Raw genomic sequence first — 14,124 nt, 5'->3', positions numbered from 1 at the left:
AGGAAGGAGACTGTTTTATGTTAGGCAATTTTACCTACTGCAATCCCACCCGCGTCCACTTTGGTCAGGATGCCCTGGACAAACTGGGTGGTGAACTGGCAAACTATGGCAGCAAGGTGCTGCTGACCTATGGAGGCGGTTCGATCAAGCGTTCCGGACTGTATGATCAGATCGTGGCCATCCTGCAGGACTGCGGCAAGCAGGTGTTTGAAATGCCCGGGGTCATGCCCAATCCCACGGTGGAAAAACTGTACGAAGGCTGCAAGGTGGCCAGAGAGCAGAATGTGGACCTGATTTTGGCCGTGGGCGGCGGTTCTGTCTGCGATTACGCCAAAGCGGTGTCCGTCTCCGCCTGGTGCGAGGAGGATCCCTGGGAAAAATACTACCTGCGGATGGAAGAGGTGGACAACCCCATCATTCCCGTGGGCTGTGTGCTGACCATGGTGGGCACCGGTTCCGAGATGAATGGCGGGTCGGTCATCACCAACCATACCCAGAAGCGGAAAATCGGCCATGTGTTCGGCAGCAACGTTATGCCCCGGTTTACCATCCTGAACCCCACCTATACCTACACCGTGCCCATGCGGCAGATGGTGGCCGGCATTTACGATGCCTTCAACCATATCTGTGAGCAGTATTTTTCCGGCACCGACGACAACACCACCGACTACATTGCCGAAGGGCTGATGAAATCATTGGTGCACAGCTCCCGCGAAGCGCTGGCGGATCCGCACAACTACGAGGCACGCAGCAACATCATGTGGGCCGCTACCTGGGCGCTGAACACTTTGCTGGCCATGGGCAAGACCACCGACTGGGAGGTCCACATGATCGGACAGTCCATCGGCGCGTACACCGACGCCACCCACGGCATGACCCTGTCGGCAGTGTCCCTGGCCTATTACCGGTTCATCATGCCCTACGGTCTGGCCAAGTTTGCCCGCTTTGCCACCAACGTCTGGGGCATTGACCCGGCGGGCAAGACCGAGAAAGAACTGGCGGAAGCCGGTCTGGACGCCATGGAAGCCTGGATGAAGGAACTGGGTGTGGCCATGAACATCCGGGAGCTGGGTGTGACCGAAGACATGATCGAAGGCATTGCCGACGGTACCTTCCTGATGACTGGCGGGTATAAGGTACTCACCCGGGAGGATGTCATCGCCATCCTGCGGGCCAGCCTGTGAGCGGCCCGAAAACGGTGCGGATGGTTGCCTGCATTGCAGCACTGGCGGTTCTGGCTGTCTTGCCCGGCTGCCGTGGTGCAGCCAGGGAGCCTGCCGCCACACCGCAGCCCACAACCGTACCGTCAGCAACGGCTGCCCCGGCCACGCCGGAGCAGGCGCAACAGACCAAGGAGGAAACCATGCTGTATATCCAGATCGGCGATACCACATTGACGGCAACACCTGCCCAGAATGAGGCGGGGGACGCTCTGCTGCGGATGTTGGAGGACGGCCCCCTGACCGTTCAAGTAGAAAATTTCGGTGGATTCGAGAAGGTGGGCAGTTTGCCCCAAAACCTGCCCCAACAGGACACCCGCATCACCACCCAACCAGGGGATATCATGCTGTATCAGGGCAATTCCATCGCCTTTTTCTACGGTTCCAACACCTGGGCATACACCAGGCTGGGCACCATTCAGAATGCCACACAGGAAGAGCTGGAAAAGGCTTTCGGCGGTTCCGAAACCACGCTCCTGCTGACAAAATAACCTGTACCAGGCGGCCGCATTTCTGCGGCCGCCTTTCTTGATTGCCGCCGAACGGGGAAATGTAGGTCAGAAAAGGACAAAATCTCACCGTCAAACAGGGAAAAATTACGGTTTTCCCCTTGCGCCAAATGGCCGGATGCGCTATTATAAAACACTATGAGTCCGCATGTGTGGCGGGCGCTATCTACGAGAAGGAACAAGACAATCGCAGAGAAAGGAACATAGAATGAACGCTGTACTGAATATCCTGCGCGGTATCGTCATCGGTATCGCCAACGTCATTCCCGGCGTATCCGGCGGCACAATGGCCGTTTCCATGGGCATTTACGACAAACTGATCAGCGCCGTCACCGGCCTGTTCAAGCATTTCAAAAAGAGCATGAAACTGCTGATCCCCCTGGGTGTGGGCATGGTCATCGGCATTGTGGGCTTCGGCTTTTTGCTGGAGTATCTGCTCAACAATTTTGTGCTGGCCACCTGCCTGACCTTCGTGGGCCTGATTCTGGGCGGTCTGCCCATCCTGTGGATGAACCTGCGCAAGAACATCGAAAAGAAACCGTCCGGTCGTATCGGCGCCGGCGAAGTTGTCAGCTTTCTGGTGCTGCTGGCCATCGGCGTGGGCCTGCCCCTGGTGCAGGGGGCCGAGGGCGCCATCAAGACCCTGACCCTTGATCCCGTCACCATTGTGATTCTCTTCCTGCTGGGCCTGATCGCCAGCGCCACCATGGTGATTCCCGGCGTGTCCGGCAGTATGGTGCTCATGGTTCTGGGGTACTACAGCACCATCCTTTCCCTGGTTACCGGCACCGTGACCATGCTCAAGGACGGCGACCTTGGCGGCGTGATCCATAACTGCCTGCTGCTGGTTCCCTTCGGCATCGGGGTGGTGCTGGGCATCTTCCTCATCGCCAAGATCATCGAATACCTGTTCCGGCGTTTCCCCAGCCAGACCTTTGCGGCCATTATCGGCCTGATTCTTTCTTCCCCCTTCGCCATCTTGTATTCCGCCGATGCCTTCGGCGCCTTCTCGGTGGTGGAACTGCTCGTCGGCCTGGTGCTGGCGGCCCTGGGTGCTTGGGTGACCTGGCTCATGGGCAATAAGGAAGAAGCCTGATTGATTCCTGTTTCAGCAAGAGCCCGCCTCCGTGTTAAGGATGCGGGCTCTTTGCGTATCCGAAAAAGCGGACACAATCAACTTTTTTGTGCAAATTACAACCTTTTTTCAATCTTTGTTTATTGTTTGTTTGCAATTTCATGCTATACTAAACACATGTTCAGATCGTATGCAATGCAGACAAAGGAGCCGTTTATGGCAAAGCAGGCATTTGTTCAGTTCAAGGATGTTTGTAAATATTATCAGATGGGGGATACCCGTATCGCAGCGGCCGATCACGTGACCTTCGAGATTGAAAAAGGGGAGTTCTGTGTCATTCTGGGGCCTTCCGGCGCCGGCAAGACCACCGTGCTGAACATGCTGGGCGGCATGGACACCTGCGACGAAGGCACCATCATACTGGACGGCGAGACGGTCAGCTCTTTTGACCAGAAACGGCTGACCCGGTATCGCCGCTATGACGTGGGGTTCGTGTTCCAGTTTTATAACCTGGTGCAGAACCTGACCGCCCGGGAAAATGTGGAGCTGGCCTCCGAAATCTGCCGGGATCCTTTGGATGCGGACCTGGTCCTGGAAGAAGTGGGGCTTTTGCAGCGGCGCAACAATTTTCCGGCCCAGCTTTCGGGCGGGGAACAGCAGCGTGTGTCCATCGCCAGGGCCCTGGCCAAAAATCCCAAGATTCTTCTGTGTGACGAACCCACCGGTGCGCTGGACTACAAAACCGGCAAGCAGGTCTTGGCTCTTTTGCAGGCCACCTGCCGGCAGAAAGGCCGGACTGTCATCGTTATCACCCACAACAGTGCATTGGCAGCTATGGCGGACCGTGTTATCCGCATCAACAGCGGCCGTGTGATCGATATGCAGTGCAACCCGGCGCCGACCCCGGTCGAAAGGATCGAGTGGTAAATGAACAGGACGTATCGAAAAAATATACGCCGCACGTTGGCCAGCACCCGCAGCCGGTTTCTGGCCATTTTTTCCATTGTGGCATTGGGGGTCGGCTTTCTGGCCGGTCTTGTATCCACCACGCCCGATATGCGGGATTCGGTGGAGCAATACCTGGACGATGCCAATTTGTATGACCTGCGGGTCATAGGCACCCTTGGCCTGACCGATGCCGATGTGCAGGCGCTGGAAGCGGTGGAAGGCGTGCAGGAGGTCCGGGGCGCCTGGTCGGCGGATGTCCTGGTCAAGACCCCCGCTTCGGACCAGGCAGTGGCCCGGGTACACAGTCTGCCCACTGACACCGACGGCAACCCGGAAGGGGCCGATGTAATCAACCGTCTGGTGCTGGAACAGGGCCGTTGGCCCGAAACTTCCGGCGAATGCGTGGTGGAAGCCGGGTCGGGTGACCTGGCGAGCCGTGGGGTCAACATCGGGGATACCATCCAGGTGCCCGCCGATGACAACGAGGACCTGGAAGACACCCTGGCCACCACCCAATATACCGTGGTGGGTGTGGTGCACGACGCCACCTACTTCTCCTTTGAGCGGGAGCCCGCCAGCGTGGGCAGCGGCGCGGTGGAAACCATCTTTTACATACTGCCCCAGGATTTCGCCTATGATACCTACACAGAAATCTATCTGACCGTGGACGGTGGGCTGTCCATGAACAGCATGGGCGATGCCTACGACGATGCGGTGCAGACGGTGAGTGACCGGGTGGAGAGTATCTCCGACGCCCGCTGTGAGGCTCGTCTGACCGAGGTCAAGGCGGATGCCCAGCAGGAAATCGATGATGCCTGGGACGAGTACAACGACGCCGCCGCCGAAGCAGACCAGGAATTGTCCGACGCGGCGCAGGAACTGCAGGACGGCCGGGATGCTTTGGCCGACGGTGAGCGGGAAGTGGCCGACGGCGAGCGGGACTATCAGGATGGTCTGGCCGAACTGGCCGACTACGAACAGCAGCTGAAGGACGGCGAAGCCGCCCTGAATGCGGGCCGGGACGAACTGATTGCCGGGGAAGCCCAGTGGAAGGAAAACTGGCAGAAGGTACTGGACGGCGAGACGGCCCTGTCTGAAGGCAAACAGCAGCTGGAAGAAGCCCAGCGCCTGTATGAGGAGGGCAAGGCTGCCTATGATGCGGCCCTGGCACAGATTGAAGCCGGCGAACAGGAACTGGCCGCCAGCAAGGCCACGCTGGAAACCGCTCAGGCGCAGTATGACCAGCTGGTGGAATTCAGCGAGGGGAAAACCCAGTATGCGGAGGGACTGACCCAGTTCACCGCCGGCGTAAACCAGGCGCTGCAGATGTTCCCGGGCACGGGAATGACGCTGACCGAAGCCCAGGCAGAAAGGTTGCTGGATGAGCTGGCCCAGTTGCCCCAGGACCAGCGCCCGTCCGATGATACCACCCTTTTGCTGTGGATGGTCCGGCAGATGATGACGCCGCCGGACCCCGGCCAGGGAGGCATCCAGACCCCGGAGACGGCCGCAGCGCTCCCGGCGGAACCGGAGACACAAAACGACAATCCGACAGGGGAGCAAGCCCTGTCCGACGCAGCGCAGGCGGAAGAGCCGGTAGAACAGACGGCCGAACCCGAGATAGCCACCGCAGAAACCGCCCGCAGTGGCAAAGCCAATCCCACACCCGCCCAGACCAGCACCCAGCTGTGCAAAGGCGCGGAAGAGCTGATTGCCGCAAAACAGAAGATCGAAGAGGGAACAAAGCAGCTCATAGCCGCCTATGCGGCCATGGGGCAGACCCTGACCGAAGAACAGGTGGACCAGATGCTCACCCAGGAGTATCTGGATGGCCTGAAAGCCCAGCTGGAGGAAGGTTGGGATCTGTATGAAGCCGGTGCGGCCCAGCTGGCCGACGGCCGTGCCCAGCTGGAAGCCAACGAGCAGACCCTCCTCGACGGCAAGGCGCAGCTGGATGCGGGATGGGCGCAGTATGAAGCCCAGGGCACCGAGCTGTATGACGGCAAGAACCAGCTGCAGTCTGCCAGGACCACCCTGGACGAGAGCTGGGACCTGCTGGTGGACAAGCAGCTGGAACTGGACGATGCCCGCAAGGAGATTGAGGACGCCCGGGTTCAGCTGGCTGACGCGGCCGCCGAGCTGGAGGACGCCCGCCGGACCATCGCCGAAAAGACCCAGGAACTGCGGGACGGCGAAATCGAATACGCCGACGCCAAGGCGGAGGCTGACAAGGAGCTGGCCGATGCCCGCCAGGAAATTGAGGACGCCGAAGCCAAACTCAATGACATTGAGGAAGGCGAGTGGTACGTCTGGGACCGCGGACGCAACGTCAGCTTTGCCTCCTTTGATTCCAACTCCACCAAACTGGCTGCGCTGGCCAAGGTGTTCCCGGTGTTCTTCTTCCTGGTGGCGGCGCTGGTGGTGTCCACCACCATGACCCGCATGGTGGAAGAGGAGCGCTTGCAGATCGGCACCATGAAAGCCCTGGGCTATACCCCCGGTGCCATCATGCAGAAGTACCTGCTGTATGCCTTGTCGGCCGCAGCGGCCGGTGCGGTGTTCGGGCTGGTGCTCGGATTCTTTGTGTTCCCGCGGGTGATCTGGACCGCCTACCAGATGATGTATTACACCCCGGTCTTTCTGTCCCCCTGGCGCTGGGACGTGGGGCTGCTGGCCGGCGGTTCCCTCATCGCCATCGCCATGGCCGCTACCTGGTCCGCCTGCCGCACCACCCTGCACGAATATCCCGCCGCCCTCATGCGGCCCCGGGCGCCCAAGGCGGGCAAACGTATCCTGCTGGAGCGGGTCACCTTCCTGTGGCGCCGCCTGCCTTTTACCTATAAAGTGACCTGCCGGAATCTGCTGCGGTATAAAAAGCGGTTCTGGATGACGGTCATCGGGGTGGCGGGCTGTACCGCCCTGCTGGTCACCGGTTTCGGCATTTCGGATTCCCTGAACAGCATCGTCACCAAGCAGTTCGGAGAAATTTACCATTACGATCTTCTCACCGCCGTGACCAGTGCCGAGGATACCCGGGAGGGCCCGGCCCATGACTACTTGTACAACAGTGATGTCTTCACCAGTTCCCTCACCGTCTTCACCCAGCAGGTGGAGCAGGAGCTGGAGGACGGCAGCACGGTGGACTACTATTACATGATTCCCGAAGATGTGGACGCCTTTGCCGGGTTTGCCGACCTGCATAACCGCCAGACCGGCGAGCCCACCCCCCTGGAGCAGGAAGGGGTTGTGCTGACCGAAAAGCTGGCCAGCACCCTGAACGTGAAGCCGGGGGACACCGTGACCCTGGAGGATGCGGACGGAAACGAAGCTCAATTCACCGTGACCGGCGTGTGCGAACACTACGTATATAATTATGTATATATGAGCGCCGCCAGCTATGCCGTAGGCTTCGGCCAGGAGCCGGACTGGAACGCGGTCATGAGCCAGATGGCGGACAATTCCCAGCAGGGGAGAGACACCGTATCCGCCGAGCTGCTGGCCATGGATGAGGTTGCCAGCCTCAACTTCACCGCCGACAGCATGGCCATGGTGCTGAACATGCTGGAATCCATCGACGCCGTGGTGGTGCTGATCATCGTCTGTGCGGCCTGCCTGGCTTTTGTGGTTCTGTACAACCTGACCAACATCAACATCGCCGAGCGAGTCAAGGAGATCGCCACCATCAAGGTGCTGGGCTTCTATGACCGGGAGGTGGATGCCTACGTGAACCGGGAAAGCGTCATTCTCACCCTGATCGGTGCCCTCTTCGGCCTGGCGGGCGGCGTGGCGCTGCACAAGTTCGTCATCCTCACCGTAGAGGTGGATGCGGTCATGTTTGGCCGGGATATCCAGCCTATGAGTTTTGTCTACGCCCTGGCCCTGACCTTCCTGTTCAGCCTGTTTGTCAACCTGTTCATGGGGCGCAAGCTCAAACAGATTTCCATGGTGGAAAGCATGAAAGCCCCCGAATAAAACATCCTCAGAAAATTGCCGCCGGGCATCGCAGCCCGGCGGATTTTCTATGTTCGTCCGCCATCCGGGTACACTCAAAGTTTTTTTGTGCAGAAAATGTGATTTTTGATTTTGAGCCATTGACAGGCCCACTGTTTTTGTTTATAATTACGAACTGTACGTAATCAAACAGTTAGAACATGAACAATTAATTTGCGGCACGCGTTGCGGCCGCCAAGTGAGGTGATTTCCACGCAGGAAAATCAGACCGCAAACCCTGATATGCGGCGGGTTGGCCGGGCGCTGACCCACACATCCCACCAGATCAACCGGGCTTTGGACGCCTGCATCGGTGAGACGGTCAGCCAGGAACTGACCGGTATGCGGGGCATGGTTCTGGGTTACATCGTGCGTACCACCCGGTCGGGCCGACCGGTGTACCAGCGGGACCTGGAACACTGTTTCCGTGTGCAGCGCTCCAGCATCACCACCCTGCTCAAGGGCATCGAAAGCGCCGGCTTCATCACCCGCACGGCCGTAGAGCAGGACGCCCGCCTGAAAAGCCTGACCGCCACCGAAAAGGGCCTGGCCTGTTACGACCAGCTGGAACACTGCATCAGCGCTTTTGAGGCGCGGCTGCAGCAGGGCGTGACCGAAGAGGAGCTGGCCGGGCTGGAAACCGTGCTGGACAAACTGCTGCAGAACGCCAAGGCTGTGCAGAGCGACCCGCATATCGAATAAGAAAGGAATAGGAGAAAGTACACACACTATGTTCAAGACACTGTACAAAGAGATCGACGGCTTCAAGCTGGTCTCGTTGCTCACACCGGTGTGCATGATCGGCGAAGTTGTCATGGAAATGATCGTGCCGCGTCTGATGGCCTCCATCATTGACGATGGTGTCACCGCCGGCAACATGCAGCACATCTACCGTGTGGGCGGCTGGATGATCGTGGCCGCCATCATCGGTCTGGTGTTCGGTGTGCTGGGTGCCGTCTTCGGCTCCCGCGCCGCCACCGGCTTTGCCCGCAACCTGCGCCGGTCCATGTACCGCAACATCCAGACCTTCAGCTTTTCCAACATCGACAAGTACTCCACCGCCGGTCTGGTCACCCGTATGACCACCGACGTCACCAACATCCAGAACGCTTACCAGATGATTCTGCGTATGTTTGTGCGTGCCCCGGCCAGCATGGTCATCGCCATGGTCATGTCCTTCTCCATCAACCGGGAACTGGCCAGCGTGTACCTGGTGGCGGTCATCCTGCTGGGCGCCGCCCTGGTGTTCATCATGACCCGCGCCACCCGCTATTTCGGCGAAGCTTTCCGCAAGTACGACGACCTGAACGAGAGCGTGCAGGAAAACGTCTCGGCCATCCGCGTGGTCAAGGCCTATGTGCGTGAGAAGTTCGAGGGCGAAAAGTTCCAGAAAGCCAGCGGCAACGTGCAGAAGCTGCTGCTGCGCGCCGAAATGATCCTGTCCTGGAACGCCCCGCTGATGCAGCTCACCGTGTACACCTGCATCCTGCTCATTTCCTGGCTGGGCGCCCGGATGATCGTGTCCAGCGGTGCCACCGCCCTGACCACCGGCGAACTCATGAGCATGCTGACCTACTGCATGAACATCCTCATGAGTCTGATGATGCTGTCCATGGTTTTCGTCATGATCACCATGTCTGCCGCTTCCGCCCGCCGTGTGTCTGAAGTGCTGAACGAAAAGTCCGACCTGACCAACCCTGAAAACCCGGTCATGGAAGTGAAGAACGGTTCCGTCCAGTTCGAGCATGTGGCCTTCCGCTACAAGCGTGACGGCCGCGAAGTGCTCTCCGACATCGACCTGAACATCCGTTCCGGTGAGACTGTGGGCATCATCGGCGGCACCGGCAGCGCCAAAACCAGCCTGGTGCAGCTGCTGCCCCGTCTGTATGATGTCAGCGCCGGCACCGTGCGCGTGGGCGGCGTGGACGTGCGGAAGTACGACCTGGAAACCCTGCGTGACAGCGTGGCCATGGTTCTGCAGAAGAACGAGCTGTTCTCCGGCACCATCGCCGAAAACCTGCGCTGGGGCAATGCCAACGCCACCGACGAGGAGATCGCCGAAGCCTGCCGCCAGGCCTGCGCCGACGAATTCATCGAACGGTTCCCCGATAAGTACGAAACCCACATCGAGCAGGGCGGCACCAACGTGTCCGGCGGCCAGAAGCAGCGTCTGTGCATTGCCCGCGCGCTGCTGAAGAAGCCTAAGATCCTGATTCTGGACGACTCCACCTCCGCCGTGGACACTGCTACCGATGCCAAGATCCGCCACAGCTTCGCGGAGAAGATCCCCGGCACCACCGTGTTCATCATTGCCCAGCGTATCTCCAGCATTGAGCATGCCGACCATGTCCTGGTTCTGGACGGCGGCCGCATCCAGGGCTGGGGCACCCCGCAGGAACTGCTGGAAACCAACAAGATCTACCAGGAAGTCTACCGCAGCCAGACCAAGGGTGGCGGCGACTTTGACGAGAAGGGAGGCGACGAATAATGGCACAGCAAGAGCGCGTGAAAGAGGTGCGGGCCGGCCGTGGTCCCCATGGTCCCCGTCCCAAGGTTCAGAACCCCGGCAAGATCCTCAAGCGGATCATGGGCTATGTGCTGCACGTTTACCGTGTGCCGTATCTCATCGCCATTGCCTGCATCGTGGTTTCGGTGCTGGCCAACATCCAGGGAACTCTGTTCATGCAGACCCTGATCGACTCCTACATTCTGCCCCTGCTCACCGAAAAGAGCAACGACTTCACCGGTCTGCTCTTTGCCATCCTGCGCACCGGTCTGTTCTACGCCATTGGCGTGGCGGCCACCTTTACCCAGACCCGACTGATGGCCATCATCACCCAGGGCACTCTGAAAAAGCTGCGTGACGAACTGTTCACCCACATGCAGACCCTGCCCATCAAGTACTTCGACACCCATGCCCACGGCGACATCATGTCGGTGTACACCAACGATATCGATACCCTGCGCCAGATGATCAGCCAGAGCATTCCACAGATGCTCAACAGCGGCATCACCATCATCGGCGTGCTCTTCTCCATGATCTTCCTCAGCATCCCCCTGACCCTGGTCACCCTGGTCATGGTGGGCGTCATGCTTCTGGTCACCCGCTACCTCACCGGCAATTCCGGCCGCTACTTTGTGGCGCAGCAGCGGGAACTGGGCAAGGTCAACGGCTTCATCGAAGAGATGATGAACGGCCAGAAGGTCGTCAAGGTCTTCTGCCATGAGGAAAAGGCCATTGAGGACTTCAACATCCTCAACGACGAACTGTTCGAAAGCGCCAACAAGGCCAACACCTACTCTCTGGTGGCCATGCCCTTCAACGGTCAGCTGGGCAACCTGAGCTACGTTCTGTGCGCCATCATCGGCGGCGCCCTGGCTCTGTCCGGTGCCACCGGCCTGACCCTGGGCAAGCTGGCCAGCTTCCTGACCTTCAACCGCAGCTTCAACATGCCCATCAACCAGGTGTCCATGCAGTTCAACTCCATCGTCATGGCTCTGGCCGGCGGTCAGCGTATCTTTGACCTGCTGGACGAACCCTCCGAGGTGGACGAAGGCCACATCACCCTGGTCAACGCCAAGCGTCTGGCCGATGATTCGGTCACCGAAGCCCAGACCCGCACCGGTCTGTGGGCCTGGAAGGTTCCTCAGGCTGACGGCACCAACAAGTATGTGGAACTCAAGGGCGATATTGTCTTTAAGGACGTGGACTTCGGCTATGTGCCCGAGAAGATCGTCCTGCATGACATCAACCTCTACGGCCGTCCGGGCCAGAAGATCGCCTTCGTTGGTTCCACCGGCGCCGGCAAGACCACCATCACCAACCTGATCAACCGCTTCTACGACATCCAGAAGGGCCAGATCCTCTATGATGGTCTGGATATCACCTCCATCAAAAAGGATGACCTGCGCTCCTCCCTGGGCATCGTGCTGCAGGATACCCACCTGTTCACCGGCACCGTCATGGAGAACATCCGTTACGGCCGGCTGGATGCCACCGATGAGGAATGCCGTGCCGCGGCCCGCCTGGCCAACGCCGAGCTCTTCATCCGTCATCTGCCCAACGGTTTCGACACCATGCTGACCGGCGACGGTACCAACCTGAGCCAGGGCCAGCGTCAGCTGCTGGCCATTGCCCGCGCCGCTGTGGCCGACCCGCCGGTGCTGATCCTGGACGAAGCCACTTCCTCCATCGATACCCGCACCGAAACCCTGGTACAGCAGGGCATGGACGGCCTGATGTATGGCCGCACCACCTTCGTCATTGCCCACCGTCTGTCCACCGTGCGCAACTCCGACTGCATCATGGTTCTGGAGCAGGGCCGCATCATCGAACGTGGTACCCACGACGAACTGATTGCCCAGAAGGGCCGTTATTATCGGCTTTACACCGGTAATTTCGCGGAAAATTCGTAAGAAAAACCGAAAAAATGCCGGGATGTCGCTGGACATTCCGGCATTTTTTGTACAACTTGCCGTTAGAACGCCAAAAACTTGACTCGCTGGAAAAGTTTGGCTATAATAATCACATAGGAACGGCGTTTGCCGTTTTGTTGTCGCTGCCGGAGGGAAAGAAAGCGCACTGATTTTGCGCGGGCGGCGGCCTGCCAAAGAACAGAATGATCAAGAATACAACAAACCTTATAGGAGGGGTATCAACATGGCAGTCAGCAAGAAGGTCGAACAGACCGTGATCAAAGAGGATAAGTTCTACACCATCAGCGCCGCCAACGGCAAGGTTGTGGAAGTCGCCGATTACAACACCGACAACGGCGCCCGCATCCAGCTGTGGGACAATGCCAACGCCGAATGGCAGCAGTGGAGCTTTGAGCGTGTGGGCGAAGGCGTCTACCGTATCAAGAACCGTTTCACCCAGAAGGTGCTGGACCTGTACCAGGGTGGTGTCGGCGACGGCACTGCCGTGCATCAGTGGGAAAATGCCTTCGCCAGCAGCCAGCTGTGGGTGGTGGATCCCGGCAATGACGGCCGCGTCAAGATCAAGTCCAGCGTTTCCGGCAAGTGCCTGGACGTGGTGGGCATGAGCACCGAAAACGGCGCCGGCCTGCAGATCTGGGCCGATGTGAACGGCGACAACCAGCGCTGGGTCATTACCGAGGTCACCCGCAAGCCCAAGGCTGCCAAAGCGGCTGCCAAGGCCAAGGTGGAGACCGAGCCCAAGGCTGCGGAGGAAGTGAAGCCCGCTGCCAAGAAGGCTCCCGCTGCCAAGAAAGCCCCGGCCAAGAAGGCCGAGCCCAAGACTGAGGCGAAGACCGAGGTCAAGGCCGCTGCCGAGACCAAGCCTGTGGCCGAAAAGAAGGCTCCCGCTGCCAAGGCTGCCGAAAAGCCTGCCGCGAAGAAGGCGCCTGCTGCCAAGAAGACCGCTGCCAAGAAGACCACCAAGGCCGCCAAGTAAGTATCACAATCATCTGCACTGCCCCGACCGCCCAGCCCGGCCGGGGCAGTTTTTGTTTTGATTGGGGGGGCCGGGGCCCGCCCTTGCGCAATATCGGGCTTTGGGGTACAATGTAAAAGAATAATAACCGGCAAGGAGCAGCAAACATGACGCAGTATAAAGTTTTGGCCCTGGATCTGGACGGTACGCTGACCAACAGCGAAAAGGTGGTCACGCCGCGTACCGCGGCCGCCTTGCGGCAAGCCGCAGAGCAGGGAGTCCGTATCGTACTGGCCAGTGGCCGTCCCACGGCGGGAATTCGCGCGCTGGCCAGGGAACTGGGGCTGGAACAAAACGGCGGGTATATCCTCAGTTACAACGGCGGCAAGATCATCGACTGTGCCACGGGGGAAGAACTGGTACAGCACCCCTTCCCGGCGGACCTTATTCCCACCGTGTGCACCTTTGCACGCTACTGGAACGTGGTGCCCCTGACCTATGACAACGAGGGCATTGTCACCGAGGTCCCCGACCATCCGTATGTGCTGGAGGAAGCCCGCATCAACAAACTTCCGGTGCGCCAGGTCCCGGACCTGCCCGCCGAAGTGACCTATCCCATCAACAAGCTGTTGCTGGTGGGGGATCCGGTGGATATGCCCCACGTGGAAGAGCTGATGCAGCAGGAATTTGCGGGCAAACTGTCCATCTATCGTTCGGCGCCCTTTTTCATTGAGACCATGCCTTTGGGGGTGGAGAAAGCCGCTTCCCTGGGAATGCTGCTGGAACGGCTGGGCCTGACCCCCGCCGAGCTCATGGCCTGCGGTGACGGCTGGAACGACCTGCCCATGATCCGGTTTGCCGGCCTGGGGGTGGCCATGGGCAACGCGGTGCCGCCGGTGAAGGCTGCGGCCGGTTTTGTCAGCGCCGATAACGACCACGACGGCGTGGGCGTGGCGGTGGAACGCTTTATTCTGGGCCGGGAGGTATAAA

10 protein-coding genes are annotated in these 14,124 nt (G+C 59.4%); all 10 read left to right on the top strand.

Features of this window, described 5'->3' with window-relative positions:
• Positions 1–17: 17 nt before the first annotated feature.
• The 10 genes from H6B15_RS00975 to H6B15_RS00930 all read left to right on the top strand — a co-directional run bounded on the left by H6B15_RS00975 (position 18) and on the right by H6B15_RS00930 (position 14,123).
• Complete coding sequence (locus tag H6B15_RS00975) at positions 18–1,184, top strand: iron-containing alcohol dehydrogenase (protein ID WP_204645139.1); 1,167 nt, start codon at positions 18–20, stop codon at positions 1,182–1,184.
• 20 nt (positions 1,185–1,204) lie between these two features.
• Entirely contained in the window at positions 1,205–1,711 is a 507-nt protein-coding gene (locus tag H6B15_RS00970) for a cyclophilin-like fold protein (RefSeq protein WP_204645137.1), read from the top strand.
• Between the two features lie 226 nt (positions 1,712–1,937).
• Positions 1,938–2,825 carry a DUF368 domain-containing protein gene (locus H6B15_RS00965; RefSeq protein WP_204645134.1) on the top strand — a complete coding sequence of 296 codons (888 nt, stop codon included), beginning with the start codon at positions 1,938–1,940 and terminating at the stop codon, positions 2,823–2,825.
• A 195-nt stretch (positions 2,826–3,020) separates the two neighbouring features.
• A complete protein-coding gene (locus H6B15_RS00960) occupies positions 3,021–3,731 on the top strand; it encodes an ABC transporter ATP-binding protein (protein ID WP_204645132.1) in 711 nt (236 codons plus the stop codon).
• A 36-nt stretch (positions 3,732–3,767) separates the two neighbouring features.
• A complete protein-coding gene (locus H6B15_RS00955) occupies positions 3,768–7,724 on the top strand; it encodes an FtsX-like permease family protein (RefSeq protein WP_204645130.1) in 3,957 nt (1,318 codons plus the stop codon).
• 261 nt (positions 7,725–7,985) lie between these two features.
• Positions 7,986–8,444: a MarR family winged helix-turn-helix transcriptional regulator gene (locus tag H6B15_RS00950; protein WP_204645128.1), complete on the top strand. Its 459-nt coding sequence runs from the start codon at positions 7,986–7,988 to the stop codon at positions 8,442–8,444.
• A 28-nt stretch (positions 8,445–8,472) separates the two neighbouring features.
• Positions 8,473–10,230: an ABC transporter ATP-binding protein gene (locus H6B15_RS00945; protein ID WP_204645126.1), complete on the top strand. Its 1,758-nt coding sequence runs from the start codon at positions 8,473–8,475 to the stop codon at positions 10,228–10,230.
• Positions 10,230–12,158 carry an ABC transporter ATP-binding protein gene (locus tag H6B15_RS00940; protein ID WP_204645124.1) on the top strand — a complete coding sequence of 643 codons (1,929 nt, stop codon included), beginning with the start codon at positions 10,230–10,232 and terminating at the stop codon, positions 12,156–12,158. The genes H6B15_RS00945 and H6B15_RS00940 overlap by 1 nt, the downstream gene beginning before the upstream one ends.
• 244 nt (positions 12,159–12,402) lie before the next feature.
• Entirely contained in the window at positions 12,403–13,155 is a 753-nt protein-coding gene (locus tag H6B15_RS00935) for an RICIN domain-containing protein (RefSeq protein WP_204645122.1), read from the top strand.
• Positions 13,156–13,301: 146 nt separating this feature from the next.
• Positions 13,302–14,123: a Cof-type HAD-IIB family hydrolase gene (locus tag H6B15_RS00930; RefSeq protein WP_204645120.1), complete on the top strand. Its 822-nt coding sequence runs from the start codon at positions 13,302–13,304 to the stop codon at positions 14,121–14,123.
• The last annotated feature ends 1 nt before the right edge of the window (position 14,124 follow it).

This window comes from Gemmiger formicilis (genome assembly GCF_016900095.1).
GTDB lineage: Bacteria > Bacillota > Clostridia > Oscillospirales > Ruminococcaceae > Gemmiger > Gemmiger formicilis_A.
Note: the sequence above shows the minus strand (reverse complement) of the source record. Positions and strands in the feature narration are given on the sequence as shown.

Bases quoted from the DNA above. Each gene is read 5' to 3' on its own strand.
- H6B15_RS00975 (WP_204645139.1), top strand. From the start codon at position 18: ATGTTAGGCAATTTTACCTACTGCAATCCCACCCGCGTCCACTTTGGT.
- H6B15_RS00970 (WP_204645137.1), top strand. From the start codon at position 1,205: ATGGTTGCCTGCATTGCAGCACTGGCGGTTCTGGCTGTCTTGCCCGGC.
- H6B15_RS00965 (WP_204645134.1), top strand. From the start codon at position 1,938: ATGAACGCTGTACTGAATATCCTGCGCGGTATCGTCATCGGTATCGCC.
- H6B15_RS00960 (WP_204645132.1), top strand. From the start codon at position 3,021: ATGGCAAAGCAGGCATTTGTTCAGTTCAAGGATGTTTGTAAATATTAT.
- H6B15_RS00950 (WP_204645128.1), top strand. From the start codon at position 7,986: ATGCGGCGGGTTGGCCGGGCGCTGACCCACACATCCCACCAGATCAAC.
- H6B15_RS00945 (WP_204645126.1), top strand. From the start codon at position 8,473: ATGTTCAAGACACTGTACAAAGAGATCGACGGCTTCAAGCTGGTCTCG.
- H6B15_RS00940 (WP_204645124.1), top strand. From the start codon at position 10,230: ATGGCACAGCAAGAGCGCGTGAAAGAGGTGCGGGCCGGCCGTGGTCCC.
- H6B15_RS00935 (WP_204645122.1), top strand. From the start codon at position 12,403: ATGGCAGTCAGCAAGAAGGTCGAACAGACCGTGATCAAAGAGGATAAG.
- H6B15_RS00930 (WP_204645120.1), top strand. From the start codon at position 13,302: ATGACGCAGTATAAAGTTTTGGCCCTGGATCTGGACGGTACGCTGACC.